This is a genomic window from Mesorhizobium erdmanii (assembly GCF_013170725.1).
Classification (GTDB): domain Bacteria; phylum Pseudomonadota; class Alphaproteobacteria; order Rhizobiales; family Rhizobiaceae; genus Mesorhizobium; species Mesorhizobium erdmanii.
Map to the genome: position 1 here is coordinate 2,740,784 of NZ_CP033361.1, position 25,796 is coordinate 2,766,579.

The 25,796-nt window shown below is 65.3% G+C and carries 30 protein-coding genes; 15 read left to right on the forward strand and 15 right to left on the reverse strand.

All coding sequences use genetic code 11. From position 1 onward, the window contains the following. Positions 1–61: 61 nt before the first annotated feature. Complete coding sequence (locus EB233_RS13245) at positions 62–880, forward strand: VirK/YbjX family protein (protein ID WP_064989156.1); 819 nt, start codon at positions 62–64, stop codon at positions 878–880. A 241-nt stretch (positions 881–1,121) separates the two neighbouring features. On the opposite strand, the gene EB233_RS13250 is transcribed toward EB233_RS13245, so the two are convergent. Further along, positions 1,122–2,654, reverse strand: a complete 1,533-nt coding sequence (locus tag EB233_RS13250) for an alkaline phosphatase family protein (RefSeq protein WP_064989111.1) — start codon at positions 2,652–2,654, stop codon at positions 1,122–1,124. A 169-nt stretch (positions 2,655–2,823) separates the two neighbouring features. Here EB233_RS13250 and EB233_RS13255 point away from each other — a divergent pair, with 169 nt between their 5' ends. Then, positions 2,824–3,405: a histidine phosphatase family protein gene (locus EB233_RS13255; protein WP_027052208.1), complete on the forward strand. Its 582-nt coding sequence runs from the start codon at positions 2,824–2,826 to the stop codon at positions 3,403–3,405. Positions 3,406–3,416: 11 nt separating this feature from the next. Continuing rightward, the gene (locus EB233_RS13260; protein ID WP_064989110.1) at positions 3,417–3,737 is read left to right on the forward strand and encodes a MafI2 family immunity protein; all 321 of its coding nucleotides are present in this window, start codon (positions 3,417–3,419) and stop codon (positions 3,735–3,737) included. A 32-nt stretch (positions 3,738–3,769) separates the two neighbouring features. On the opposite strand, the gene EB233_RS13265 is transcribed toward EB233_RS13260, so the two are convergent. The 3 genes from EB233_RS13265 to EB233_RS13275 all read right to left on the reverse strand — a co-directional run bounded on the left by EB233_RS13265 (position 3,770) and on the right by EB233_RS13275 (position 6,056). Continuing rightward, on the reverse strand, positions 3,770–4,171 hold the full coding sequence (locus EB233_RS13265; RefSeq protein WP_064989109.1) for a VOC family protein: 402 nt from the start codon (positions 4,169–4,171) through the stop codon (positions 3,770–3,772). Positions 4,172–4,267: 96 nt separating this feature from the next. Continuing rightward, entirely contained in the window at positions 4,268–5,320 is a 1,053-nt protein-coding gene (locus tag EB233_RS13270; RefSeq protein WP_064989155.1) for a sigma-70 family RNA polymerase sigma factor, read from the reverse strand. Between the two features lie 55 nt (positions 5,321–5,375). Next, a complete protein-coding gene (locus EB233_RS13275; RefSeq protein WP_244277641.1) occupies positions 5,376–6,056 on the reverse strand; it encodes an SDR family oxidoreductase in 681 nt (226 codons plus the stop codon). A gap of 281 nt (positions 6,057–6,337) precedes the next feature. Here EB233_RS13275 and EB233_RS13280 point away from each other — a divergent pair, with 281 nt between their 5' ends. Further along, a complete protein-coding gene (locus EB233_RS13280; RefSeq protein ID WP_027052214.1) occupies positions 6,338–6,607 on the forward strand; it encodes a hypothetical protein in 270 nt (89 codons plus the stop codon). Between the two features lie 71 nt (positions 6,608–6,678). Here EB233_RS13280 and EB233_RS13285 read toward each other — a convergent pair whose 3' ends face one another. After that, the gene (locus EB233_RS13285) at positions 6,679–7,455 is read right to left on the reverse strand and encodes a pseudouridine synthase (RefSeq protein ID WP_064989154.1); all 777 of its coding nucleotides are present in this window, start codon (positions 7,453–7,455) and stop codon (positions 6,679–6,681) included. Between the two features lie 145 nt (positions 7,456–7,600). Continuing rightward, positions 7,601–8,467: a class I SAM-dependent methyltransferase gene (locus EB233_RS13290; RefSeq protein WP_064989107.1), complete on the reverse strand. Its 867-nt coding sequence runs from the start codon at positions 8,465–8,467 to the stop codon at positions 7,601–7,603. A gap of 118 nt (positions 8,468–8,585) precedes the next feature. Here EB233_RS13290 and EB233_RS13295 point away from each other — a divergent pair, with 118 nt between their 5' ends. Then, positions 8,586–9,479 carry a LysR family transcriptional regulator gene (locus EB233_RS13295; protein WP_064989106.1) on the forward strand — a complete coding sequence of 298 codons (894 nt, stop codon included), beginning with the start codon at positions 8,586–8,588 and terminating at the stop codon, positions 9,477–9,479. Positions 9,480–9,598: 119 nt separating this feature from the next. Here EB233_RS13295 and EB233_RS13300 read toward each other — a convergent pair whose 3' ends face one another. From EB233_RS13300 to EB233_RS13325, 6 genes are all read right to left on the reverse strand, one after another. Further along, on the reverse strand, positions 9,599–10,294 hold the full coding sequence (locus tag EB233_RS13300; protein WP_064989105.1) for a VIT1/CCC1 transporter family protein: 696 nt from the start codon (positions 10,292–10,294) through the stop codon (positions 9,599–9,601). A gap of 161 nt (positions 10,295–10,455) precedes the next feature. Then, positions 10,456–10,845 (reverse strand): VOC family protein, encoded by a 390-nt coding sequence (locus EB233_RS13305; RefSeq protein ID WP_027052219.1) that lies wholly within the window; start codon positions 10,843–10,845, stop codon positions 10,456–10,458. A 40-nt stretch (positions 10,846–10,885) separates the two neighbouring features. After that, a complete protein-coding gene (locus EB233_RS13310) occupies positions 10,886–11,725 on the reverse strand; it encodes an alpha/beta fold hydrolase (protein ID WP_064989104.1) in 840 nt (279 codons plus the stop codon). Next, entirely contained in the window at positions 11,715–12,209 is a 495-nt protein-coding gene (locus tag EB233_RS13315) for an SRPBCC family protein (protein ID WP_064989103.1), read from the reverse strand. Before EB233_RS13315 ends, EB233_RS13310 begins: the two co-directional genes overlap by 11 nt. Further along, positions 12,206–12,541 carry an ArsR/SmtB family transcription factor gene (locus EB233_RS13320; RefSeq protein ID WP_064989102.1) on the reverse strand — a complete coding sequence of 112 codons (336 nt, stop codon included), beginning with the start codon at positions 12,539–12,541 and terminating at the stop codon, positions 12,206–12,208. Before EB233_RS13320 ends, EB233_RS13315 begins: the two co-directional genes overlap by 4 nt. 143 nt (positions 12,542–12,684) lie before the next feature. Then, positions 12,685–13,569, reverse strand: a complete 885-nt coding sequence (locus EB233_RS13325; protein ID WP_064989101.1) for an aldo/keto reductase family oxidoreductase — start codon at positions 13,567–13,569, stop codon at positions 12,685–12,687. A gap of 93 nt (positions 13,570–13,662) precedes the next feature. Here EB233_RS13325 and EB233_RS13330 point away from each other — a divergent pair, with 93 nt between their 5' ends. Continuing rightward, positions 13,663–14,568, forward strand: a complete 906-nt coding sequence (locus EB233_RS13330; protein WP_064989100.1) for a LysR family transcriptional regulator — start codon at positions 13,663–13,665, stop codon at positions 14,566–14,568. 97 nt (positions 14,569–14,665) lie between these two features. On the opposite strand, the gene EB233_RS13335 is transcribed toward EB233_RS13330, so the two are convergent. Together EB233_RS13335 and EB233_RS13340 are read right to left on the reverse strand one after the other, a co-directional pair. Then, positions 14,666–15,463, reverse strand: coding sequence for an SDR family oxidoreductase (locus EB233_RS13335; RefSeq protein WP_425487730.1), 798 nt, complete (start codon positions 15,461–15,463; stop codon positions 14,666–14,668). Positions 15,464–15,570: 107 nt separating this feature from the next. After that, on the reverse strand, positions 15,571–16,227 hold the full coding sequence (locus EB233_RS13340) for a pyridoxamine 5'-phosphate oxidase family protein (protein ID WP_244277639.1): 657 nt from the start codon (positions 16,225–16,227) through the stop codon (positions 15,571–15,573). Between the two features lie 221 nt (positions 16,228–16,448). On the opposite strand from EB233_RS13340, the gene EB233_RS13345 reads away from it, so the two are divergent. The 8 genes from EB233_RS13345 to EB233_RS13380 all read left to right on the forward strand — a co-directional run bounded on the left by EB233_RS13345 (position 16,449) and on the right by EB233_RS13380 (position 23,911). Beyond that, the gene (locus EB233_RS13345) at positions 16,449–18,362 is read left to right on the forward strand and encodes a diguanylate cyclase (protein ID WP_064989098.1); all 1,914 of its coding nucleotides are present in this window, start codon (positions 16,449–16,451) and stop codon (positions 18,360–18,362) included. A gap of 66 nt (positions 18,363–18,428) precedes the next feature. Next, positions 18,429–18,761 carry an ArsR/SmtB family transcription factor gene (locus EB233_RS13350; protein WP_064989097.1) on the forward strand — a complete coding sequence of 111 codons (333 nt, stop codon included), beginning with the start codon at positions 18,429–18,431 and terminating at the stop codon, positions 18,759–18,761. Between the two features lie 82 nt (positions 18,762–18,843). After that, complete coding sequence (arsB, locus tag EB233_RS13355) at positions 18,844–19,950, forward strand: ACR3 family arsenite efflux transporter (RefSeq protein WP_064989096.1); 1,107 nt, start codon at positions 18,844–18,846, stop codon at positions 19,948–19,950. After that, positions 19,947–20,369 (forward strand): arsenate reductase (glutaredoxin), encoded by a 423-nt coding sequence (gene arsC, locus EB233_RS13360; protein WP_064989095.1) that lies wholly within the window; start codon positions 19,947–19,949, stop codon positions 20,367–20,369. Before arsB ends, arsC begins: the two co-directional genes overlap by 4 nt. Before the next feature lie 64 nt (positions 20,370–20,433). Next, positions 20,434–20,754, forward strand: a complete 321-nt coding sequence (locus EB233_RS13365) for an ArsR/SmtB family transcription factor (protein ID WP_064989094.1) — start codon at positions 20,434–20,436, stop codon at positions 20,752–20,754. A 44-nt stretch (positions 20,755–20,798) separates the two neighbouring features. Next, a complete protein-coding gene (locus tag EB233_RS13370) occupies positions 20,799–22,190 on the forward strand; it encodes an NAD(P)-binding protein (RefSeq protein ID WP_064989093.1) in 1,392 nt (463 codons plus the stop codon). Continuing rightward, positions 22,187–23,458 carry an arsenite efflux MFS transporter ArsK gene (gene arsK, locus EB233_RS13375; RefSeq protein WP_064989092.1) on the forward strand — a complete coding sequence of 424 codons (1,272 nt, stop codon included), beginning with the start codon at positions 22,187–22,189 and terminating at the stop codon, positions 23,456–23,458. Before EB233_RS13370 ends, arsK begins: the two co-directional genes overlap by 4 nt. 6 nt (positions 23,459–23,464) lie before the next feature. Continuing rightward, positions 23,465–23,911, forward strand: a complete 447-nt coding sequence (locus EB233_RS13380; protein ID WP_064989091.1) for an SRPBCC family protein — start codon at positions 23,465–23,467, stop codon at positions 23,909–23,911. Positions 23,912–23,936: 25 nt separating this feature from the next. On the opposite strand, the gene EB233_RS13385 is transcribed toward EB233_RS13380, so the two are convergent. Next, positions 23,937–24,782: a helix-turn-helix transcriptional regulator gene (locus tag EB233_RS13385; protein ID WP_081294018.1), complete on the reverse strand. Its 846-nt coding sequence runs from the start codon at positions 24,780–24,782 to the stop codon at positions 23,937–23,939. Between the two features lie 87 nt (positions 24,783–24,869). Here EB233_RS13385 and EB233_RS13390 point away from each other — a divergent pair, with 87 nt between their 5' ends. Then, the gene (locus tag EB233_RS13390) at positions 24,870–25,754 is read left to right on the forward strand and encodes an SDR family oxidoreductase (protein WP_064989090.1); all 885 of its coding nucleotides are present in this window, start codon (positions 24,870–24,872) and stop codon (positions 25,752–25,754) included. Positions 25,755–25,796: the final 42 nt, after the last annotated feature.

A 25,796-nucleotide genomic window follows, 5' to 3' on the forward strand; every position in this document is an offset into this window, starting at 1 on the left:
CAGGTTTCGGCGTCAGTTGAACCGATGGGTGCATGCAACCAAGTGGTCGGCGCTTCAGTGGATGTTCCAGCGCGATATTGCCGCCATCCGATCCGCGCTCGGTGCTGAGCCGTTTGCCCCAATCCTTGCCCAGTATCCCAACATTGCGCTGAAGCCCGTTCGCCCGTACCTCGCGACCAGTCTGAAACGTATCCATCGCGCGATTGCCGTCGTTGGTCATTACACCGCGGCGGCGCGTCTCTTGACGGATACCGCCTTGATCGAAAGCCACACTCGGGGTCATCGTCTTTTGGCTCTGCCGACCGTTGCCGGTGAGGTCACGGTGGAACTGACGGGCCAGGCAGGTTTGCACCGAGAGGGGGAGTGGCGCCTTCTCCTCTTCCTGCAAGGACGTCCTGTTATCGAAATGGGTCTCGCGATCGTGGACCGGCCGCTTCTTCAGCTCGGCGGCAGTGGCGAGGTTCTCTACATTGGCGCTCTGAAGTCGACGTCGACCGGTGCGCAAGGTCTCGAGGATTCCCGGATACTGACCAAGGCCGTGGAAGGTCTGCGACCGAAAACGCTGCTGCTCCTGGTCGCCCAGACGCTGGCATCCTCGCTCGAACTCCGTGGCCTTGTCGCGGCATCGAACGCTGGCCACGTCTTTTCGAGCGACTATACCCTGCGCCGCCGCGTCACAGCCGATTACGACAGTTTCTGGGCAGAGTCCGGGGGTCGCCCAGTGCGTAGAACGATGTATGCCTTGCCCCTCGAGAAGGCTCAACGCGATCCGGCCGGCTACAAGCCGAACAAGCGAGCGCTAGTACGCAAGCGTCAGCGCCTCGAGGTCGAAATCGCGCGTCATGTCAGCCAGGCCGTCAGGCCGCTATTGCGGAGCTGAGCGCCTCGACGGCTTCCTCAATGCCGATCAAAGGCCGCGGGTGGGGGAACTCAAGCCGATATCAGGGCAGTCCTCGATGTCAGGCCAGTCCTCGATATCAGGCCGGTCCTCATGGGCCAGTCAGTCGCAGCCTGCCATCAGCCGCGCGGTCACCTGTCCGCAAACATTGCCGGACACAAACGATTGGCCGCCGAGCATGCCCGGCGGCCGATCTTGAAACGGCATGACGCCAAAGCGTAGATTAGAACGGTGTCGCGGGCAGCGCCTGGGTGCCTTCGAGTTTCACGGACTGGAGTTCGTTCGCGTTATAGCCAAGAGCCCGCAGGATGGTGGGCGCAACCTGCGTCGTCTGCACCAGGGCTGGCACCGATGCCGACTTGAGCGAAGGACTGCTGATAAGAAGCGCCACGTTACGATCGTTCGCATTGGCGCCGCCATGCTCGGCAATCTTGGAACCGGATGTGTAGACCACACCAGGGTTGACCGTGGCTATGAAGTCCGGCGTACGGCTGTCCGTGGCCGGATCCTGATAAGCGAGCGCGAGGGCGTTCGGCGTCTGGATCTGGGCGATGCCTTCGGCCTTGCTCGATTTCTCGAGATAATCCTGCGCCGCCGCGAGGTTCTTGACCCTGTCTTGCGGTTTGAGCCAGATCAGCGCGGCGTCGTCGGCGATGTGAAAGGCATAGCCCGGTGTCTTCGTGTATGGATCATCGTCCAAAGGCTGGAACGTCGCCGGGTCGATGGGCGACTGGCCATGCTTCGAGGCAAGGATGATCAGGGTCGAACTGGCGAGGTGGTTGTCCTTGAGTGCGACCATCAGTTCGCCAAGAGCGCCATCGACATAGGCGAGTTGACCGGCGAGACCATTGCCTGGCGCGCCGCTGGCATCCAGATAGCCGCCGACCAGGCCGGCCTCGTCGCCAGGGCCAGCCTTGGGAAGCTTCTGCCCCACGCTCACCGCCTGGAAATTCATCCCGAAAAGCGTGGGAACCGCCGCCGGATGCGCGCCTGTGCTGTCGAGGCCCCTGATTTCGTTGATCACCGCCTTGACCCGCGCTTCGTCAAAATCGCGCTCGGCCTTGAAGCTGCCGGTCGTCTTCACCTTCGTGCCAGGAATCAAGCTGTCCTGTTCCAGGGCGTAGAGGTCGTCGACGCCTTTGCCCGAAGGTCCGTTCAGCCATTCGTAGGCCGGATGCTTGTCGGACCAGGCCGTGTGGCCGCCATGAGCTTTCACGATTTCGAAGACGTTGTTGACCCGCACGAAATCATGCGGATAGACCACCGAGCACTTGCCGTTGACAAGCGTCATCGGCAGCTTTGCCGGGTCGATCTGGCTGCGGAAATCGCCTGGCTTGCCGCCGGCATCGAGGCGCTTCGAATCGACGTCGATGTTCTCGGCGAAGGCCACCTCCGCGCCCGCCTCGCCCTTGCAATCCGAAGCCGGCGCGAAATAGGTGCGGTCATAGCTGTCGTCGTAGAACACGCCTGTCGATTTGGGCGTACCGCCGGTCACCTGTGCGACAAAGCCGGGGAATGAATCGGACGGGGCGCTGGTGAGTGCGTTGGGATAGAAAATCCCCGTATGGGCCAGCGCGGCGAACGAGCTTTTCGGATTGGCGGCGACATAGTTCGCCAGATCGAGCGCATGAAGCCCGTCGACGCTGATCAGCAATACGTGCTTGTAGGGTGCGGCGATCGCGCTGGAATCAGACAGCGCGCCAGCCAACGCCGCCGTCAGCGTGCCCGCCGCCAGCGCCAGAGATAGTGTTTTCATTAAGTGTCCCTCGTCTCACAGTTCGCGATGGACAAACGTAGACGTGCGGACATGACAGGTTCATGAAAACGCGATGTCAGGGACCTTACGGATTGGTAAGCCAGCCGGGGGCCTTTCACTGTGCGGTGCGGCCCGTTACAGCTTGGCCCGAGACATCGAAAGGCAGCCCATGAGCAACGCATATCCGCAAATCCATCTGGTCCGGCATGGCGAGACGGCGTGGAGCCTTTCGGGGCAGCACACCGGCCGCACCGACATGCCGCTGACGCCGGCCGGCGAGGCGGCCGCGCGGGGCGTTGCGCAGCGGCTCGAGGGCCTGTCGTTTTCGGCCGTGTGGTCGAGCCCTTCGCAACGCGCCTACAACACCAGCGTGCTGGCCGGCTTCGGTGCGGCAAGCACCAAAATGGACGATCTGCAGGAGTGGGATTACGGCGCCTATGAGGGGCGCACGACCAATGAAATCCTGGCCGAGCGGCCGGGCTGGAACGTCTTTCGCGACGGCTGCCCGCAAGGCGAGATGGCCGCCGATGTCGGCGCCCGCGCCGACAGGATCATCAGGCAGCTTCGCGAAGCCGGCGGCTCGATCCTGATCTTTTCCAGTGCGCATTTCCTGCGTGTGCTCACCGCCCGCTGGCTCGGCCTGCCGCCGGAAGGCGGCGCGCTGTTCGTGCTCGACACGGCCTCCATCAGCGTGCTCGGCTACGAGCATGACCTGAGCGAGCCGGTCGTGCGCAAATGGAACCTGAAGTAGGGCGGACGCGCATGCATGACATTCAGGCAAAACTTCTGCTTTCCGTGCAGCGTGCGCTGCTCGGCGCCGTTTCGTCCCGGCTTCGGGCGGTCACCTGCCGCTGGGAAGGGGTTGGGATCACGCTTCGCTTCGTGTTTGACGGCGAGCCCGCCGATCTGGATTTTGAAGATGCCGGGATCGTCGCAGCCGAAGTGGCCGCCGACTTCCCGGCACCCTGGACCGTAGACGAGGACATCGCGCGACTGGACTATCCCGATGATCTGCGCCCAGGTGCGCTCGCGCTTTGGGCATTCCGGCGCAAGGAGAGCGCCATGACGGGAAATCCCCGCTGACCGGTTGGCGATGGCTGCGAGACACCAGCATTCTATCTGTCGAACTTCCGGATCGCTTCCGCTGTCACCGGCGTGAAGAAATTCACCAGATTGCCGTCGGGGTCCCGGAACAAAAGCGAGCGGTTGCCCCAGGGCATGGTAGTCGGCTGCTGCACGGTCACGTTCCTGATCGTGTCCGACAGCCGGGCGAATTCGGCATCGACGTCGGCGACGCGGAATTCGAGGATGGCGGTGTGGTTGTCGGCGGGGCGGGCGATGTCGCCGCCGAACAGCATCAAGGTGCGCGTGCTGCCGATCGCCAGCGTGCAGGAAGGCGTCGACAGTTCCGCGAAGTCCTGCGTGTAGACGGTCACCGGCATGCCGGTGATCTCGCCATAGAAGTGCACGAGGCGCTGAACATCCGAGGTGATGATGCGGACAGAGACGAAATTCATCGCAGGGCTCCTTGATCGCTGAAGCCGCGGCGGGCTCCCGACCGATCTATAGGCCAGGCCTCCTGCCAGCTTTCTGTCAGGAGAGAGATTTGAGCTTCACGCTTCCGGTTCGGACCATGTGGACGGCAAGCCAAAGGCGGCGAACAGGCCGGCGCCGAGCGGGCCGACATAGACCGTCAGCGAGGCGATGGCGTCGTTGGCTGGCTCGATGACGTGCAGCGACTGGGCGCGCCATTCCGGCTCCTGGTGGCGCCGCGCATAGATCGCGACGGCAGGCTGGCCATTGGCCCGCGTCGGCACGGCGCGGTAGCCGGCGAAATTGCTCCACACGGTTTGGAAGAAGGAGCGGATCGCCTGGCGTCCCTGGTACCAGTCGCGCCATGGCGGCATGTGGTATGTGGCGTCCTCGCGCAGCAGGGCGATCAAGCCGTCGAGGTTGGCGGCCTGCCAGGCCCTGATATAGCGTTCGAGCAGCAGGCCTTCCTCCGGACTGGGCTGGGATCGCTGCAACGGGCGGCCCTGCGGATAGGCCCCGCCGAGTGTCGCGCGCGCCCGCTGCAAAGCGCTGTTGACCGAGGCGGTCGAGCCGCCCAGCAACTGGGCGGTCTCGGCAGCCGACCAGCCCAGCACGTCGCACAGCAGAAGGGCTGCGCGCTGCCTTGGCGGCAGACGCTGGATGGCGGCGACGAAGGCCAGTCGCACGGCTTCGCCGGTCTCGTAGCGCGCATCCGGGCCGGGCTCGCCATCGGCGATATCAGGCAATTCGGCGTCGGGGTAGGGCTCCAGCCAGGAAAGCTCGGCCGCCGGTCCGGCGGCGGCCGTCCCCTCGGTCGGCGGCCGTGCGGGCTCCGCGAGAATGCGATGCGCCGATGAACGGGATTTGATGGCGTTGAGGCAGGTGTTGGTGGCTATCGAGTAGAGCCAGCCGCGCGGCGAGCCGCGCCCGTCATATTGGGCGCGGCCGCGCCATGCCTTGAGGAACGTATCCTGCACGAGATCGTCGGCCTCGTGCAGCGAACCCATCATCCGGTAGCAGTGCAGCTTGAGCTCGCGGCGATGAGCCGCCGTCAGGCGCTCGAAGGCAGGCCGGTCGAGGAACGGCCTGCCTCCCGGGCGCGGCGGCTCAAGCGGGCCGGGAGCGTCTGTCATGTCGAGCCCACCATGCTCAGTTCGGCTGTCGATTTCGGCCGGCATCCTGCGCGCCTCATGCCGCCGCGGCAAGGCCGCTGCCGCTGACCGTGAAGGCGGTGCCTTGCGCCTTGCCGCCGGCGAGCGCGACCACCGCGCGCCCGACATCGGCGGGCGTCTGCACATCGGTCATGCTGGCCAGGAAGTCCGCCGGGCTGATGCCGAGATAGGCCGATATGCTGGATATGCCACGCTGGCCGACGCCGGTCCCGGTCATGATGCGCATCGGCGCCAGCGCCATGAAGCGCAGGCCAAGGCCAAGCCGGTCGGCTTCTTTCTGGCTGTGGGCGGCAAGGAACATCTGCGTGCGCTTGGCGCCGGAATAGCCGCCGGAGTTCGGCGGGCCGCCACTGAATGCCGCGCCGCTGGAGATCAGCACCACGCGGCTGCCCGGTTTCATCAGGCCCCGGAGGGCGGCCCTGCAGAACAGGAACGATGCCTTGACGTCCGTCTCCCAATTCGTCGAGAAGTCTTCCCAGCTCTGGTCCTGAATGGACGCCGACGGCGCGAAAGCGCCCGCGCAGACTACCAGCACGTCCGGCTGCATGGCGGCAAACACCGCGTCGGGCGCGGTGTCCTGCGTGGCATCGGCGGCAAGCGTCTTCACGCCCGACGCCTCCCAGGCGAGCTCCTTCAAGGCTTCCGTGCCACGAGCGACGGCAAGCACGGTTGCTCCCTCGCCCAAAGCAGCTTCCACGATCGAACGGCCGACACCCCGGCTGCCTCCGACCACTACGACCTTTTGACCTTGCAACGATCCCATGGATCACCTCGCTTCTTCCGGCCCGGAGGATTCCGGCGCCTATGGATAAGGACAGCGGGAGTGGGCGGAAATCATCGGTGCGCGGTGAAGAATTATTCTCGGTCCGCTAGTCAAGGCGCTCTCATTCGTTTGACCATTTGTCAAAGACATGAACGGAGCGATAGACTGGACGGCCCATCGCCGATCTCTTGGGCGCAACCTGGGAGGAATGGAAGATGACGACTTTGTTCGTGAGACATACCGTGTCCGACTACAAGGCCTGGCGCAAAATCTATGACGGATTCGCTCCGGTGCAAAAGGCCGGTGGCGTGAAGGCCGAGACCGTCTATCAGGCGGCGGACAATCCCAACGACGTCACCGTGACGCATGATTTCGGCAATGTCGCCGAGGCGCAAGCCTTCATCCAAAACCCGAAATTGAAAGAGGCGATGGCGAGCGCCGGCGTGGTCGGCGCGCCAAGCATGTGGATCACCAACAAGGCCTGATCGACCGCTCTGGCCGCGCGTTCCGCGATGAATGGCCAGGCCACTTCGGGCCTGGCGGGCGGGACGGTTGGTCAGTCCGCGAGCAGCGCCAGTTCCTCAGCCGTCAAATGCCGCGCCGTGCCCTTGGCCAGATCGCCGAGCGGCAGGCGGCCGATGGCGATGCGGATGAGGCGCTTGACCTCGATGCCGTGCGCGGCGAGCAGGCGGCGGATGTGGCGGTTGCGGCCCTCGTCGAGCACGATCTCCAGCCAGGCGGTGCGGCCGCCGCTGCGCAAAAGCGCGATGGAGTTGGCCGTCAGGGTTTCCCCGTCGACGGTGACGCCCGCGTGCAGCGCCTCCAGCATCGTCGCGTCGGGCACCGTGCCGACCTGGACATGATAGGTCTTGGGCAGATGCGAGGCCGGGTCCATCAACCGGTTGGCGAAATGCGTGTCGTTGGTCATCAACAGCAGGCCTTCGCTCGCCTTGTCCAACCGGCCGACCGGCGAGACGAAGGGCAGATCGAGCCCTTCCAGGCAGGTGTAGACGGTGTCGCGCTGCTGCGGGTCGTCGCGGGTGGTGACCAGCCCGCGCGGCTTGTTCAGCATCAGATAGACCTTGCGCTCGGCCACCACCGGTTTGTCGTCGACGACGATGCGGTCGCGGTCCAGGTCGACGCGCAGTGAGACATCGCGCACCACCTTGCCATTTACGCGCACGCGGCCCTCCGCGATCAGCACCTGCGCCTGCGTGCGCGAGCACAAGCCGAGTTTCGACAGCGCGCGGTGCAGGCTGACGCCCAATGACTTGCCAATGGGGGGCTTGCCAGTGGGAGGAAGGCTGGTACTTCGTGGCTGGCGTCGCGTCATGTCCTGCTTTGTCGTTCCGGATCGCTTGTGCGGCGTGCCGGCGAGCGTGCCGCCGGCACATTGCCTGATGGGTGGGGCGAACTGTTCGCCCGGGATTGCCTTGGCTATCATGCGCATCAGATGCTGCTCAAGCTCCAGGGGCGGTCTATCTGATGGCGGCGGCGACCAGCATTTCGCATGGCCCTTCGAACTGTCCATCATGTTCGAACTGGCCAAGCGCGGTCTCGATTTCCGCCCAGGCGTCATCCTGCTCGCTGGGCGACAAGCCGGCCAGCATCTGGTGCAGCGCGCCGAAGGATTCCTGCTCGAACTGCAGGCATTCGAGCGCCGACCGAAGGCGCACCGGCGCGTTTACCTTCTCGATGCGCACGTCATGGAAACCGGCATCGGTCAGGCGCTTGGCGAGCACTGCGGGGTCACCCAGGCTGAACGGTCCGGGCTGGCCGGGCAGCGGCGCGGGCAGGGCGGCACGGCGACGGATGATGCCGACCGGAATCGAGAAGAACAGGTTCCTGTCGGCGGTGGAATAAACGATGGCGCCAACCTTGCCGCCTGGCTTGAGATGGCCGCGCATGCCGCCCAGCGCCCGGTTCTGGTCGGGAAAATAGATCAGCCCGACGCGCGAGATCACCGCGTCGAACGGTTCGGCCGATATGGCGTCCAGCATTTCGCCGTCGGCCGCGGCGGTATCGACATTGGCATAACCGGCCAGCTTCGCGTTATCGGCGGCGAAGGCGAGAATGCCCGCCGAGATGTCAGTGGCCAGCACATAGCCCGTCGGCCCGACACGCCGTGCGGCGGTCAGCGTCTGTTCGCCGGCGCCGGCGGCGACATCGAGAACGCGGCTACCCTTGCCGACATCAGTCATATCAAGCATCAGTTCGGTGGCGGGTCCGAGCCAGCGGGTCAGGAGCGGACCCCAGCGGTTCCAGGCTTCGGCGGCGCTGTCCCATTGCTTGCGCGTGGTTTCCTTGAACTTTGCTGGATCGAAAATCGGTTGCTGCACGGTCATGGCGTTCTCCCCTAAAGGCACTATTGCCTTGCCGGAAACCCTAGGGATCGCGTAATTCTGGTGCCATTCTCGAAATCTCGACGCCCATTTTGCAAAATTGCACGGATCGGGGTCCAGGATGCATTGGGATGACTTGCGGATTTTCCTGGCCGTCGCGCGCGACGGCTCGATCAGCGGCGCCGCAAAACGCATGAACATCCAGCATTCCACCGTGTCGCGCCGTATCCGGCTGCTGGAGACGCAACTCGGAACCCGGCTGATCGAGCGCAAGAAATCCGGCTACGAGCTGACGCCCGCCGGCGACGAGCTGCGGATGGCGGCCGGCAAGATGGAGCTGGAGGTGCTCGAGGTCGAAGGCGCGCTCGGCGGTCAGGAAGACCGGGTCGCCGGCGAGCTCAGGGTGTCGGCGATCAACAACATGGCTTCATCCGTGCTGATGCCGATCTTCGCCGGCTTCAGCGAGGCCTACCCGGATATCCGGCTGCATGTGCAGGTTTCCAACAAATATGTCAGCCTGGCGGAACGCCATGCCGACATCGCCATCCGGCTGACCAACACGCCGCTCGACACGCTGGTCGGAACACGGCTCACCAGTGTCGCCTCGGCCGTCTACGGAGAGCGGCGCTATCTCGGGGGCTTGCGCGCCAGCGGCGCCCAGCCGCTCTGGATCGGGGTGGAGTGCTGCGCCTTCCACCAATCCTGGACCCATGCGGCCTGCCCGGATCACCGCCATAGTTTCTTCGTCGACGACACGCTGTTGACGCTCGCCGCGCTGAAACAGGGGCTGGGCCTCGCCTATCTGCCTTGCTTCATGGGCGACAGCGCCAGCGAACTTGAGCGCTTTCGCCAACCGGACCCGGTCCATGATCTCGGGCTGTGGCTGCTCTACCATCCGGATCTCAAGCGAACCAAGCGCATCAGGGTGTTTCGCGAACACATGGTGGCGGCCGTCCGCGACCAGAGCGCGCTGTTCGAAGGCCGCCTGCCGCAGCCATCAGGATCGGCTTTCTAATGCATGTCGCCCAGAAGTGACCTCGGTTCTGGGAGAACGACATGCATAAAAACAAGGACCTAAAGCGCGTCGCATGAATCCGTTTCGACGCGACGCGCTTTAGGACCCTGGCAGGCCGCTCACACCGCCGTGCCGACCAGCGCGCCGATGCCGGCGGTGAGTGCCATGGCCAAGGCGCCCCAGAAGGTGACGCGCAGGGTTGCGCGAAGGATGTTGGCGCCGCCGGCCTTGGCGCCGATGGCGCCCAGCAAGCCGAGGAAAAGCAGGGAGGCTACCGACACCGCCAGCACCAGCGTGGCGCGAGGCGAGACCAGCACCATGATGAGCGGCATCGCCGCGCCCACGCTGAAGGTCGCCGCCGAGGTCAGCGCCGCCTGGATCGGCCGCGCCGTGGTCATTTCCGAAATGCCGAGTTCGTCATGGGCATGCGCGGCCAGAGCATCCCTAGCCATCAGCTGATCGGCGACCTGGCGCGCCAGGCCCGTCTCCAGACCGCGCTTGACGTAGATCTGGGCGAGTTCCTCGCGCTCGAATTCGGGCTGGGTCCTGAGTTCCTCGCGTTCGCGGGCGAGGTCGGCATTCTCGGTGTCCGACTGGGAACTGACCGAGACATATTCGCCGGCAGCCATCGACATGGCGCCCGCGACCAGCCCGGCGATGCCCGCGACCAGAACCTGCGAGGTCGGGGCGGCGGCGGACGCCACGCCGACGATCAGGCTCGCGGTCGAGACGATGCCGTCATTGGCCCCCAGAACGGCGGCGCGCAGCCAACCGATGCGCGACACCAGATGGTTTTCGACATGCAGGCGGCTCATGCTTCTCTCCTGATCGTGCCTTCGAGTTCCGGCCGCCGCGACTCTAGCAGCCTTTAACGAAGCGAAGTTGATCCAGGTCAGAATCAGGCCGCCTGTTCCCGATCACGTGCCCGGCACCCCGGCTGGTTGCGGTGCCGACGGACCGTGAAGGCGCTCGCGTGTTAACCGGGTTGCTCAGCCATCACGATGACGTTGCCGCAGGTGTCATCAAAGAAGGCGGCGCTGACCGGGCCCATCCGCCGCGGCGGTCCGAGAAATTTCACGCCGCGCCCGGCGAGGCGGTCGTAGTCGGCCTGGATATCGCGGCACGTGATCAGGGCCGCCGGGAAGTGAGCGTCATGGAGCGCTTTCTGCGCGGCACGCGCTGGCGCATCGCGGTTGGGCTCAAGCACCAGTTCAGCGCCGTCGGCCTGGTCCGGAGACACCACCGTCAGCCAGCGGGCCTGGCCACCATCGTAGTCGCGCTTTTTCACAAAGCCGAGGACCGAGGTGTAGAAGGCCAGCGCCTTGTCCTGGTCGTCAACCTTGATGAGGATATGGCGAAGCTGCATCAAAGAATTTCCTTTTTCTACTTCGGGTTATCGACCGCGCCTAACCTCGCTCGTTGAAGAACTCCGTCAGCACGGGCGCGTGCGCGGCGGGTTTCAGCATGTGGTTCTGGCCCGCCAATGTCCGGTGGCGGGCATTGGGCAGAGCCTGTGCCAAGGCCTCGTTGCCGTGTTGCATCCATGGCGGGCTCTTGCCGCCATCGGTCACCAGCGTCTGCACTTTCACCGAGGCCCAGCGGGCGGGATCGAGCGGCTTGCCGAGCTGATCGCCGGCGACGATGGCGCCGTCATAAGGCAGCGTGTGCGCCACCGCCTTGAGCTTGCGCCAGATCGGCATCAGCTTCATGAGGACGATGAGCAGGCTGGGCATGCCTACCGATTTGAGGAAGGCGGCCACGGCGTCGCCGCGCCGGCCTTCGGCGACCGCCCGTCGGATCGTTGCCCAGTCGCCTTGCGTGGTCGCCCGGCTGTCGTCGACGATCAGCGGCGCTTCGTAGAGCGCGAGTTTCCTGATGCCGGGCAGGCGGCTTGCGGCCATCAGCGCCAGCATGGCGCCTGACGACATGCCCCAGAGATAGGCCTCGCCACCGGCGGCCATCAGCACCGCCTCGATGTCGTCGACCTCGCGCTCGACCGCGTAGGGCAAGGTGTCGCCGCTGTCGCCACGGCCGCGGCGGTCGTAGCGAAACACGGTGAAGCTGCTTTCCAGCGCCTTGGCCAGCGGGCCACTCGGACCCATGGTGCGCGAGCAGAGCGCGCCGTCGACGAGAATGAGCGGATGGCCCTGGCCGCGGCGCTCGCAGGCGATCGGCGTCCCATCCCGCGACAGCACGGCCCCCGACAAAATGGCCTGCGTGGTGGGTTTCGCGTTCTCAGCCAGCATGGTTGGTCTCCTTGGCTATCAGCTGCTCCAGCCGCTCGAAGCTCTGCATCCAGCCGCCGCCCATGCCGAGCGCCAGCAGGCGCTCGCGGTCGGCGGCACTGGCCAGCGTCACCTCGAAATGGACATGGGTGCGCTTGCCGTGCGGCGTGAAGGTCACGGTATGGCGGCTGTGGCCTGGCGGTTTGCCGGCCCATTCGCGGATTTCAGGATCCGGTTCGTCGCGGTAGCTCAGCCTGACATTCTCGACCACTTCGAGATAACTGCCCTGGTTGCGATAAAGCGTGCCGCTGGCGGTCAGCATGTCGATGCGCCAGCGGCCGCCGACGCGCACGTCGAGCGCGCAAAAGGGAATGGTGCAGTCCTTGATGCCCCACCACCCGGCCACCAGCGCCGGATCGGTCCACAGCCGGAAGACGCGCTCGACAGGAGCATTGAAGATCCGTTCGATGGCGAAGCTGCGGTCGGTCGTTGCGGGCGTGCTCATTCCGGCCTGTCCGCGTTGCGCCGCAGCAAATCCTCCATGAGGTCGAAACGGTCTTCCCAGAGTTTGCGGTAATCGTCGAGCCAGCGGTCGATATCGCGCAGCGGCTTGAGTTCGATGCGGCTCAGATGCTTCTGCGCCGCCCGGCTGCGGGTGACGAGACCGGCCTGTTCCAGCACGCCGACATGTTTGGAGACGGCGCGCACGGTGAGCGCGAAGGGCTGCGCCAGTTCGGCAACCGAGGCTTCGCCGTCGAGCAGGCGGGCCAGGATCGCCCGGCGCGTCGGGTCGGCAAGTGCGGCGAATGTGTCGTCGAGGGAGATTTCAGCTACCATTATGGAACCATATAGTTCTGGAACTAACAGGTTCTATAAAGGCATCAGGCGACTACGTCAATGGGTGACGCTTATAGCGTTGCGAGCGCGATGCGTCCCTTTGCCGGGCGAAGCTGTCGCCCGGCAAAGGGGCTTGAAATGCCTCAGGCGGCCTGGCTGGCTTCGCCGGCGATGCCGTTCAGCACGGCGATCGCGTTAGCCGGCAGGTCCAGCTCCGCCGCCGCCAGGTTTTCGCGGAGGTGATCGACCGAGGAGGTGCCCGGGATGAGCAGGATGTTTGGCGCGCGCCGCAACAGCCAGGCGAGCGCCACCTGCATCGGGGTCGCGCCAAGCTTTTGCGCGACATTGGCCAGCGTGTCCGACTGCAGCGGGCTGAAGCCGCCGAGCGGGAAGAACGGCACATAGGCGATGCCGTCGGCGGCCAGCTCGTCGATCAGCGCGTCATCCTGGCGATGGGCAATGTTGTACTGGTTCTGCACGCAGACGATGTCGGCGATGTTGCGTCCCTGCGCGATCTGGGTGCGGGTGACATTGCTCAGGCCGATATGGCGCACCAGGCCCTGGCGCTGCAATTCGGCAAGCGTGTTCAATTGCGGCTCGAGCGATCCTTCGGCGGGGCCATGGATGCCATGCATGGAGCGCAGGTTCACCACCTCCATCACGTCCAGCCCGAGATTTCGCAAATTGTCATGCACGGCCTGCGTCAACTCCTTCGGCGACATGGCGGGAAGCCATGCGCCCTTGTCGTCGCGCCTGGCGCTGATCTTGGTGACGATGGTGAGGTTGGCGGGGTAGGGATGCAGCGCCTCGCGGATGATCTGGTTGGTGACGTGAGGGCCATAGAAATCCGATGTGTCGATGTGGTCGACGCCGCTGGCGATCGCCTCGCGCAGCACGGCGAGCGCCGCGTCGCGGTCCTTGGGCGGTCCGAAGACGCCGGGTCCAGCCAGCTGCATGGCGCCATAGCCGAGGCGCTTCACGGTGCGGTCGCCGAGTTTATAGGTTCCGGCCTTGCTGATGTCGGTCATGGTCTCATCTCCTTTGGATCGGCCCAATGTAGACATAGCGCGGCTGCGCGATAATATGGTGTAATCGGCACACCCCGTGCGGGAAGGCGAACAATGGCGATGGATCTGGGGGACCTCCAGGCATTCATGGCGGTGGCACGCGCCGGCGGTTTTCGCGAGGCGGCCAGAACGGGCGGCGTCAGCGCTTCCAGCCTGTCGGAGACGGTGCGGCGGCTGGAGACCGGGCTCGGCGTGCGGCTCCTCAACCGCACCACGCGCAGCGTCGCGCCGACCGAGGCCGGCGCGCGGCTGCTGGAGCGGCTTGGCCCGGCTCTCGGCGAGGTCGAGGCGGCGCTCGACGTGGTCAACGGCTTTCGCGGCCGCCCGGCCGGCACGCTGCGGCTCAACGTGCCGGTCGTCGCGGCGAAACTGGTGCTGCCGCGGCTGTTGCCGCCCTTCCTCGCCGCCTATCCAGAAATCCGCATGGAGGTGACCGCCGAGGACAGTTTCGTCGACATACTGGCGAGCGGCTGCGACGCCGGCATCCGCTATGACGAACGGCTGGAGCAGGACATGATCGCCGTGCCGATCGGTCCGCGCCGGCAGCGCTTTGCCGCCGCCGCCGCACCGGCCTATCTCGACACGCACGGCCGGCCCGAGCATCCGCGCGACCTGCTCGATCACGCCTGCCTGCGCGGCCGCTTCGCCAGCGGCCTGACGCCGCCCTGGGAGTTCGAACGCGACGGCGAGGTGGTGAGCGTCGAACCGACCGGCCCGCTGCTGGTCAGCACCGGCACGGCAATGGCGCTGGCGCTCGAGGTGTCGGTCGCCGGCGGCGGCATCGTCTCACTGTTCGAGGACTGGTTGCGCCCCTATTTCGACAGTGGTGCGCTGGAGCCGGTGCTGGAGCCCTGGTGGCAGGAGTTCTCCGGCCCATACCTCTATTATCCCGGCCGCCGCCTGACGCCGGCGCCGCTCAGGGCGTTCATCGATTTCGTCGGTGGGATGCGGTGGGGGTGAGGGTTTGGTAGCGAAGCGCCTCGATGTGCAAGCGTAGATCCGAAAGTATCATCTCGACCTTGTCGGCTGCCTCGTGGGCTACGAATTCTGCCTGCGCTCAGATTGCGCCTGTGCCGCCATTGGCGCCAAACACGCTTCCGTCCGTATAGGTGATTTCGCCCGAAGCAAGCAGGACGAAAAGCGCCGCAAGCTCTGCCGGCTGACCTGCCCGGCCGAGGGGAGTATCCTGGCCGAACTCCTCCAATTTCCCCGGCAACTGGCCTCCAGCAACCTGCAACGGCGTCCACACTGGCCCCGGCGCGACGGCGTTGACGCGTATGCCCCGTTTGGCAAGCTGCTTTGCCAGGCCTTTGGTGAAGATGGCAATGCCGCCTTTCGTCGTCGCGTAGTCGAGCAATTCCTCGCCGGGATTGAAGGAATTGACGGACGCGGTGTTGATGATCGCCGCGCCCGGCTTCATCAGCGGAATTGCTGTCTTCGTGATCCAGAACATCGCGTAGAGATTGGTCTTCAGGGTGCGGTCGAACTGCTCGAAACTGATGTCGTCGATCGACGGCTTGGATTGCTGATAGGCGGCGTTGTTTACCAGAATGTCGAGGCCGCCAAGTTCGCGGTGCGCCCGCTCGACGAGCTCAACGCAGAATTTCTGGTCCGTCAGGTCTCCCGGGATCAGGACGGCTTTTTTCCCCTCTGCGCGGATCAGCTCGGCCACGTCCTGCGCGTCCGGCTCTTCGCTGGGAAAGTAGTTGATCGCCACGTCGGCACCTTCCCGTGCGAACGCAATGACGGCGGCGCGTCCGATCCCAGAGTCGCCCCCGGTCACAAGAGCCTTGCGGCCTGCCAGCCGGTTTGATCCCCGATAGCTCGTCTCGCCGCAGTCGGGAACCGGATCCATGGCGCGCTGAAGAGCCGGCCATTCCTGACGCTGCTCCTTGAATGGCTCGCTCGTATATTTCGTCGCGGGATTGGACATGGGTGCCTCCGATAGAAATTGGTCTTTGGTCAGAGCTCGACCTTGGCATTGTCGCCGACATTCGGCTTGGAGCCGGTGACAGCCGCAAACACCATCTTCGCGGATGCCACGATCAGTCCTGGGCTGTCCCACAGTTCGCCTTCGTCGGGCGTGACCGTTATCAGACGAATGTCGGGATCCTCGGCGTTGTCCCACCATGCCGCGTCGGTCTTCTCCCACAACTCGGCGATCCTTCGTCTGTCGTTGGTCACCACGGCGGGGCCAGAGATCGTGACGTATTTGTAATGGCTGCTGTCACTCCAGGCCAAGGTCACCTTCGGATAGGTCGACAGTTGCTTGTTCTTGGCGCTGTCGTCATTCACGAGAAAATAGATCGCGTTTTCTTCGCGGAACACACGCGCGGATAGCGGCCTGGCGCGGTTGTATTCGCCGTCCCACGTCACAAACATGCAGATGTCGATTTCCTTGGCGAGCTCCCAGATGCGATCAGTCGCTTCGGCTGGAGTGAGATCCGTCTGTTGCTCTTGACGCTTGGCCATAAACTGTCCTCCGGGGATTGGATTGCGCTGGTACAACTCGCGTCCGGCCGCGACGTTCCCTTGGAAATCTTGTTGAGTGGTGGGAGCACAGAAATCGGCCGGCAGCCTGAGATCGACGGATAATCCCTGCTGCGATCGTGAAAGCACGCCGGGTCGAAATAGATTCAATTGGCGTGCGCAAGTGCCTGTTTTTATACGGGAATGCATGTCGTTGCGGCAAACCGCAACCTGTCGATCGCGATCCTGGTTATCCCAGGGAAGCCATATCGGAACAATCCAAACGCGATCTGTAACGGTTTGTTTCCACGCCGGTCGTATCCACGAGAGGCCGCGTCGCGCATGGCCGACGCATCGTGGACAGGTGAAGCATGGGTTCGCCCTGGTCCGAATTGCTGGCCAATCTGGCGGTCGTGGCGATGTTCGTTTCGGCCTGGATCCACACGCATGTGTGGCTGGACCGCCTGCCGGCCCCGGTCAAGGCGGTGGCCTTCGGCGTGCTCATGGGCGCCGGCGCCATCATCCTGATGCTGACGCCGATGCAGCTGCAGCCGGGCGTGCTGGTCGATCTGAGGGCGACGATGATTGCCGTTGCCGGCTTCTTCGGCGGTCCTGTCGCCGGTATCGTCGCGGGCGTCATGGCCGGAGCATTCCGGGTCTTCGAGGGCGGCATCGGTGCCTTCGCCGGCGCCGTGGGGATCGCCGCCACCATGCTGGTCGGCATTGTGGGCAATCTCGCGCTGAGGGGCCGTTCGCCCGGCATGGCCGATATCATGATCCTGGGTGCGGCGGCGGCCTGTGGATCCTTGCTTGGCCTTAGCGTCCTGCCGCAGCCGGTCATCCAGACGGTTCTGCCCGAGGTGGTGTTCCCGTCCAGCCTGTTGATTTTCGTCTCCGTGGCGATGTCGGGGCTGGCGCTCTACCAGGAGCGGCGGCGCATCGAGGCATTGCAATCGCGGCGCATCTTCAAGGCGGTGGTCGAGACCTTGCCCGATTGCCTCAACGTCAAGGACCTCGAGGGGCGCTTCATCGCCGCCAATCCGGCAACGGCCGAATTGATGCAGGCGGCCAATGCCAAGGCGCTGATCGGCAAGACGGATTTCGACTTCTATCCCAGTGAGACGGCGCGAGAATTCCGCGACGACGAGCTTGCCGTGCTGGCGTCGGGTGTCTCCACCACCATCGAACAGCACCTGCACCATGAGGACGGCACCGATGCCTGGCTGGCGACGCTGAAGGCGCCGTTTCGCGACAAGGCCGGCACTGTCATCGGACTGATCACGCACAATCGCGACATCACGCAGCGCAAGCAATTGGAGAGCGAACTGGCGGAAAGCCAGGCAAGGCTCGGAGACGCGTTGACGCACATGGCCGACGGCCTGGTGATGTTCGATCCCGACGGCAGGCTGGTGCTGTGCAACGGCCAGTACCGCGCCATGTTTGCGAAGACGGCCGACATCAGAGTGCCCGGGGCCGACCACCGCGACATCCTGCGCACTTCCGTGGCGCGCGGCGAAAGCGTCACGCCGCCGGACGCCGTCGAGGCGTGGATCGCCGAAATCATGGCCCTGCAGACGATTGCCAGCCACCGCCAGATCCGGCTCGCCGACGGACGCTGGCTCGATGTGCGCACGCGGCCGACCGGCGACGGCGGCAGCCTCAGCGTCTATTCCGACATAACCGAGGCCAAGCAGGTGGAGGCTGAATTGCTTTCGGCCAACCAGAAGCTGAACCTTCTGGCGCACCGCGACGGGCTGACCGAACTGTTGACGCGGCGGGCCTTCGACGACGCGCTGGCGCGCGAATTCGCCCGCGCCCGGCGCAACGCGACGCCGCTCAGCCTGCTGCTGATCGACGTCGACTGGTTCAAGCGCTTCAACGACCTTTACGGCCATCCGGCGGGCGATGCATGCCTGCGCGCGGTCAGCCGTTGCATCGAGGCGACGGCACGGAGGCCAGCCGACGCGGCGGCGCGTTATGGCGGCGAGGAGTTCGCGCTCATCCTGCCCGAAACCGACGCGCGGGGCGCCTTCGTCATCGCCGAAAGCCTCAGAGGCAAGGTGCGCGACCTCGCTCTGGCGCATGCCGGCAGCGAAAAGGGTATCGTCACCGTCAGCATCGGGGTCGGCACCATCGACGGCGGCGCCGCGATCGAGATCGCCGATCTGCTGCGGCGCGCCGACGAGGCGCTCTATGGCGCCAAGGCCGCGGGACGCGACCGCGTGCATGGCTGGCGTCCGCATCTCAGCGAACCGCGCCCGGGCGCTTCCCATCGCAAAGCGTGAGCCCTGGCTGTCATATCAATGTCATCGTCGGTTGCTATTAATCCATAAATCTGGATGCATGGATTAATGGACAAGACAACGGCATTGCTGGCGCTCGTAGCACTCGGCCAGGAAACCCGGCTGGAGGTGTTCCGGCTGCTGGTCCGTGCCGGGGCCGAGGGTGTGCCGGCAGGCGAGATAGCGGCGCGCCTGGGCGCGGTGCAGAACACCATGTCGGCGCATTTGAAGACCCTCGGCCAAGCCGGACTGGTGCATGCCGAACGCGAAGGCCGCAGCATCCGCTACACGGCCGACATGACCGGGTTCCGCGATCTCCTGGCCTATCTGATGGAGGATTGCTGCAACGGCGCGCCGGAGCTTTGCCAGCCGATCATCCAGGCCGTGACCTGCAAATGTTGAGGTGAGCGGCTCGCCTTGCGGAAGCGGCTGGACGAGTTCGGCCGCAAACTGCCCAGGGCCGACCGTGCCAAGAGGAGTGACAATGTCGGATCACATTCTGAGTGGGGGCGAGACGGCGCGGCCGAGCATCGGCTTCGTCGAGAAATACCTGACGGTGTGGGTGGCGCTGTGCATCGTCGCGGGCGTTGCCCTGGGTCATTTGCTGCCGGGTGTGTTCGGCGCCATCGCGTCCGCCGAGATCGCCAAGGTCAACATGCCCGTCGCGGTGCTGATCTGGCTGATGATCGTGCCCATGCTGCTGCGTGTCGATTTCGCTTCGCTGGCCAGCGTCGGCACCTATTGGCGAGGGATCGGGGTCACTCTTTTCATAAACTGGGCGGTGAAGCCGTTTTCCATGGCGCTGCTGGGCTGGCTCTTCATCGGCTGGCTGTTCCGGTCCTGGTTGCCCGCGACGCAAATCGATTCCTACATTGCCGGGCTGATCATACTCGCGGCCGCGCCTTGCACGGCCATGGTGTTCGTCTGGTCTAACCTGACGCGCGGCGAGCCGAACTTCACGCTGTCGCAGGTGGCGCTCAACGACGCGATCATGATCGTTGCCTTCGCGCCCATCGTCGGGCTGCTGCTTGGGCTGTCGGCGATCACCGTGCCATGGGGCACACTGGTGCTGTCGGTTGCCCTTTACATCATTCTGCCGGTGCTCCTCGCCCAATTTATCCGCGGGCGCCTGCTGGCGGCCAAGGGGCAGGGCGGGCTCGATGCGCTGCTGGCCGCGATGCAGCCCTTGTCGCTGATTGCCCTGCTGGCGACGCTGGTGCTGTTGTTCGGCTTCCAGGGCGAGCAGATCATTGCCCAGCCGATGGTTATCGCGCTGCTGGCGGTACCGATCCTGATCCAGGTCTATTTCAACTCCGGTCTCGCCTACATGCTCAACCGGCTCTCCGGTGAGCGGCATTGCGTGGCCGGACCATCGGCCTTGATCGGCGCGTCCAACTTCTTCGAGTTGGCGGTCGCGGCGGCGATCGCGCTTTTCGGGCTGAATTCCGGTGCGGCGCTCGCAACCGTGGTGGGCGTGCTGATCGAGGTTCCCGTCATGCTTTCCGTGGTGTGGATCGTGAACCGAAGCAAAGGCTGGTACGAGCGGGGAGCCGCCGTCCACGCCGCATCCATCGGGAGGACCCCGCAATGACCATCACCATCTATCACAACCCCGCCTGCGGCACGTCGCGCAACACGCTGGCGATCATCCGCCAGTCCGGCGAAGAGCCGGAGGTGATCGAATATCTGAAGACGCCACCGTCGCGCGAAAAGCTCGTCGAACTGATCGCGGCAATGGCGATGACCCCGCGCCAGCTTTTGCGCGAGAAGGGCACGCCCTATGCCGAGCTCGGCCTTGGCGATGCCAAATGGAGCGACGACGAAATCCTCGATTTCATGCTGGCGCATCCGATCCTGATCAACCGCCCGATCGTGGTGAGCCCACTCGGCGTCGTGCTGGCCCGGCCATCCGAGGCGGTGCTCGATATCCTGCCCAACCCGGATATCGGCCCATTCACCAAGGAGGACGGCGAGGTGGTCGTGGACGCTGGTAGCAAGCGGGTGATCTGACGCTATTTCGATATTTTTCGAAATATAGCTTGACGGCGCCCGTCGCTGGCAGCATCCTATTTCCATGAAACTCGAACAAGCAGCCAAGCAGCTCGAGGCGCTCGGCAATCCGACGCGGCTGAACCTCTATCGCATTCTGGTCCGGGCCGGCGCGGCGGGCCGGCCGGTCGGCACTTTGCAGGAGAGCCTCGGTATCGCCGCCTCGACGCTGTCGCACCATCTGCACCGCCTGATCCTGACCGGGCTGGTCAGCCAGGAGCGGCAGGCAACGACGCTGATCTGCCGCGCCAACTATCCCGTCATGAACGATCTCATCGGCTTCCTGGCCGACGAATGCTGCGCCGATGCGGCTTGCAATCGCTCCGCGAGCGACGCGGCCGCCTGATTTCTTTTGCCTGTTATTTCGATAATACCGGAAGGATAGAAAGTATGGCCATGCAAAACGATTTGCCAATCGCCGTCATCGGCGCCGGCCCGGTTGGCCTGGCCGCCGCCGTTCACCTGATCGCCCGGGGTCTGCCGGTAAAACTCTATGAAGCCGGCAGCGGCGTCGCGGCCAATCTGCGCGATTGGGGCCATGTCCGGGTGTTCACGCCATGGCGCTATTGCGTCGACCACACCGCCGGAACGCTGCTCGAACGCCATGGCTGGCGGATGCCGGATCCGGAGGCGTTTCCCACCGCCGACGAACTCGTCGCGCACTATCTCGAGCCGCTCGCCAGCTTGCCGGAAGTCTCGCCGGCGATCGAAACCAGCGCGCGTGTCGTTGCAATATCGCGCTGGGGCGCCGACAAGGTGCGCGGTCAACAGCGCGACATCAGGCCGTTCATGCTTGTCGTCGAGACCGCTAATGGCATAAGGCGCGACAGCGCCCGCGCGGTCATCGACGCTTCGGGGACGTGGCGCACGCCCAACCCGCTCGGCGCCGGTGGCATCGCGGCGGCGGGCGAGGCGGATTTTGCCGATCGCATCGCCTACGGCATCCCCGATATTCTGGGCCGCGACCGCGCGCTTTATGCAGGCCGCACGACGCTGGTTGCCGGTTCCGGCCATTCGGCCGCCAACGCCTTGCTCGACCTTGCCAGGCTGGCGGATGCCGAGCCCCGCACGGCCTTCATCTGGGCGGTGCGCGGAACCGACCTCGTGCGCATCTATGGCGGCGGCGACGCGGACCAACTGCCGGCGCGCGGCGAACTCGGCGCCGATGTGCGCGACCTCGCCGAAAGCGGCCGCGTCAGGCTGGTGACGGGCTTTGCGACGGTTGCCATCAGCGAGCGGGACGGCCGGCTGATCGTCGAGGGGCAAGGCGAGGAGGGGGTGCTGCAACTCGGCCCCGTCGACCGCATCATCGCGGCGACCGGGCAGCGCCCGGACCTGTCGCTGACCAGGGAACTCAGGCTCGATCTCGATCCGTGGCTGGAAAGCGTCAAGGCGCTCGGTCCGCTCATCGATCCCAACCAGCATTCCTGTGGCGACGTGCCGCCGCACGGCCACCGTGAGCTCGCCCATCCGGAGCCCGGCTTCTACACGGTCGGCATCAAGAGCTATGGCCGCGCGCCGACTTTCCTGCTGTTGACCGGTTACGAGCAGGTCCGCTCGGTCGCGGCGGCGATCGCCGGCGACATGGCGGCCGCCGATGCGGTGCAACTCGTGCTGCCCGAAACCGGCGTCTGCACGGTGCCGGCGGGCCGCGCCTCGCAAGGCTGTTGCGGCGGACCAGCGCCGGCGGCGATCGATGCCTGCTGCGTGGCGGATGCCGACGCCAAGGCTGCCGGCAAAAGCGGTTGCGGCTGCGTCGGCAAGATGGAAGCGGCCGAGTGAACGACGCCAAGATTCCCGCCTCCGCCATCTGGGCGCTGGGCGCCACCCAGATCATCGGCTACGGCACCCTCTACTACAGCTACAGCATCCTGGCCCCGGCGATGGCAGCGGAACTCGCCTGGTCGCAGCAATGGGTGTTCGCCGTGCTGTCGGTATCGCTGTTGGCAAGCGCTGTCCTGGCGCCGTTCGCGGGCAGCCTCGCGGACCGGATCGGGGCAGGGCGCCTGATGGTGCCGGGATCGCTGGCAGCGGCGGGCGCGTTGCTCATCTGCGCGCTGGCGCCGGGGCGCGCCGGCTTCGCGCTCGGCGTGCTGGCCATGGAACTCGCTTCCTGCTTCGTGCTCTACAGCACGGCCTTCGTCGCCATCGTGCAGCTCGGCGGCGCGCGTCGCGGCATCACCCATCTCACCTTGATCGCCGGCTTCGCCTCGACCCTGTTCTGGCCGTTGACGACGCTGCTGCACCAGCATCTCGGCTGGCGCGAGGTTCTCATTCTCTTTGCCGCGCTCAACGCCTTTGTCTGCCTGCCGATCCATTGGTGGCTGGCCCGGCTTTCGGGCCGCATCGGCAAGGCCCGCGAGCGGATCATCCCGGCGACATCAGGCATGTCGGCGACCACGCCTAGCCGGCGATGGTCGCCGCTGTTCGTCCTGGTGCTGGCCGGATTTGCCATAGAAGGCTTCATGCTTTCGGCTGTTCTGGTGCAGATGGTGCCCTTGCTTTCCCTGGTCGGGCTTGGCGGGGCCTCCGTGCTGGTGGCAAGCCTGTTTGGCCCGTCGCAAGTGGCGAGCCGGCTGGTCAATATGCTGTTTGGCCGCGGCCTCACGCAAACATCGCTGGCGCTCGGCGCGACCGGCGCGCTGGCCGGCGGCCTCGCGGTGCTGCTCGTGGTGGCGCCATCCGTACCCGGCGCCATGCTGTTCGCCGTGCTGTTCGGGTTCGGCTCCGGCCTGATGAGCATTGTCGGCGGCACGCTGCCGCTCGAATTGTTCGGGCAAGAACGCTACGGTTCCTATGTCGGCTGGATCACGGCGGCGCGGCAGTTCAGCTCCGCCTTCGCCCCGTTCGGCCTCACCTTGATGATATCGGGCCTCGGCGTTTTCCCGGCCTTGTGGCTCAATGTCGTGGTCGGGCTGTTCGGCATCGCGGCCTTCGCCGCCGTCGCGCTGATCGGCAGGCGATCCGGCAGGGGTGAAAGGAGCGGCACGACTGTGCTGGATGCGGCGCCCCTGGAAGCGGCGATAGCCTCGCCCCCGCATTCGCGATAGCGGGTCGTGACCGATCCTTCCGCGCCGATCGTCAAGAGCATCGCCATCGATGCCGAACCAGCCACGGTCTGGCGGGTGCTGACGACGCCCGGGATGATTGCGAGATGGATGTCGGACGAGGAACTTACCGTCAGCCTGGAAGGGCATGCCGGTGGCGCGATCGTGATGCGCGGGCTGCTGCACGGCATGGCGTTCGAGAACCACGGCACGGTGCGGGCGTTCGAGCCGGAGAGGCGGTTCGCCTACAGCTACTGGAGCACGCTGTCCGCCTCGCGCCTGGCGGATGTGCCGGAAAACCACACGCTGGTCAGCTTTGCGTTGGGGCCAGCGGATGGCGGGACGCTGCTGACGCTGACGGTCAGCGACTTCGCCGAACCGGCGATCCGCCCGCATGCCAATCTCTACTGGGGGCCGACCCTGCGGATCCTGAAGGCGGTGTGCGAACGGCGTTGAAGACGGCCGTTGTCGCAGCGGGTGGTCACTCGACCTTTGCTTTTCGCCGGGCCAACTCGCGAATGCGGTCGGCGACATCGCTGTCTACCGGGTTGTAGACGGTCAGGTTCAAATCCGGCCGGCCGTCGACCGCGAAGGACGAGTATTCCAGCTCGATGTCGCCCAGTTCCGGGTGCTTCAGGCGCTTGGTTCCGTCGCCATGGGCGAGCACGTCGTTTTCCCGCCACAGGGCGGCGAACTCGGCGCTGCCGGCACACAGTTCGTCGACCAGCCGTGTGACCTCGGACACCGCGCCGGCACGCGCCGCATCGGCCCGGAAGGCGCCGACCACGAAACGGGCGAGGTTTTGCCAATCGTGCTGTTTGGCGCGGATATGGGGCGTGAGGAACATGAAGCGCAGGACGTTGCGCCGGCCGGCGGGGATGGTGCCATAGTCGGTCAGCACGATCTCGGCGGCGCGGTTCCAGGCAACGACGTCCCAGGTCGCCGTCTTGATCAGGGCAGGGCTGGCATCGAGCGTGTCGATGAGGCGCTGCAGCCGGGGGCTGACGCCCTCGTCGCCCCGGTAGCGGACCTCCGGCGGGCGCCCGAGCCCGAGCATGAAGAGATGTTCGCGCTCCGCCTCGGTCAGGAGCAGCCCCTTGGCGATGCGGTTCAGCACGTCCGCCGAAGGCGCGCCGCCGCGACCCTGTTCCAGCCATGTGTACCAGGTCGGGCTGATGTTGGCGCGCTGGGCGACCTCCTCGCGGCGCAGTCCCGGCGTGCGCCGGCGCCCGGAAAGGCCGAAGGAGGCGGGATCGAGCCGGGTGCGCCGGTCTTTCAGGAAAGCCGCGAGCGTGCCGGGGGAAATGGTGGGCATCCTGTCGACCATCCTGTTAAGAATTATACCATGATAAGCTCACTACTTTAATGGAATAATAGACCGTCGATATTACGCAGGCAACCGCAGGAGATTTGCATGCGTATCTTTCTCACCGGCGCGACCGGTTTCATCGGCTCGGCCATCGTCCCCGAACTCATCCAGGCCGGCCATCAGGTGGTCGGCGTCACCCGCTCCGATGCCGGCGCCGAGGCGCTCACCGCCACGGGCGCCGAGGTGCATCGCGGAACGCTGGAGGATCCCGACAGCCTGCGTAGCGGCGCGGAGAAGGCGGATGCCGTGATCCACACCGCGTTCGACCACGATTTCTCGCGCTTTGCCGAGAACTGCGAAAAGGACAGCCGTGTCATCGCGGCCCTCGGCCAGGCACTCACCGGTTCCGACCGGCCGCTGGTAATCACCTCGGGGGTCGGCATGGGCAGCCCCGGACATGGCGAACTGGCGGTCGAGGACGTCTTCAACCCCAGCCATCCCAATCCGCGCATCGCCTCGGAACTGGCTGGCAATGCCTTGCTGGAGGCCGGCGTCAATGTGTCTGTCGTACGCCTGCCGCAGGTCCACAATCCGGTCAAGCAGGGGCTCATCTCGCCGCTCATCGAAATCGCACGCCAGAAAGGCGTCTCGGCCTATGTCGGCGAAGGCCGCAACCGTTATTCGGCGGGGCATGTCCTGGACGCGGCGCGGCTCTATCGGCTGGCCGTGGAAAAGCGCCAGGCCGGCGCGCGCTACCACGCGGTCGGCGAGGAAGGCGTCGAGGTGCGCGCCATCGCCGAGGCGCTTGGCCGGGGCCTGAACTTGCCGGTGGTTTCGATCGCGGCGGACAAGGCGGCGGAGCATTTCGGCTGGATGGGACTCTTCGCGCCCATGGATCTGCCTGCCTCCAGCGCGCTGACCCAGGCCCGGCTCGGCTGGCATCCGACCGGCCCGACGCTGATCGCCGATCTGGATGCGATGCGGTATTGATGGGCCGGGCAACGTTCGGAATTGGCCGAGGCTTCTAAACTT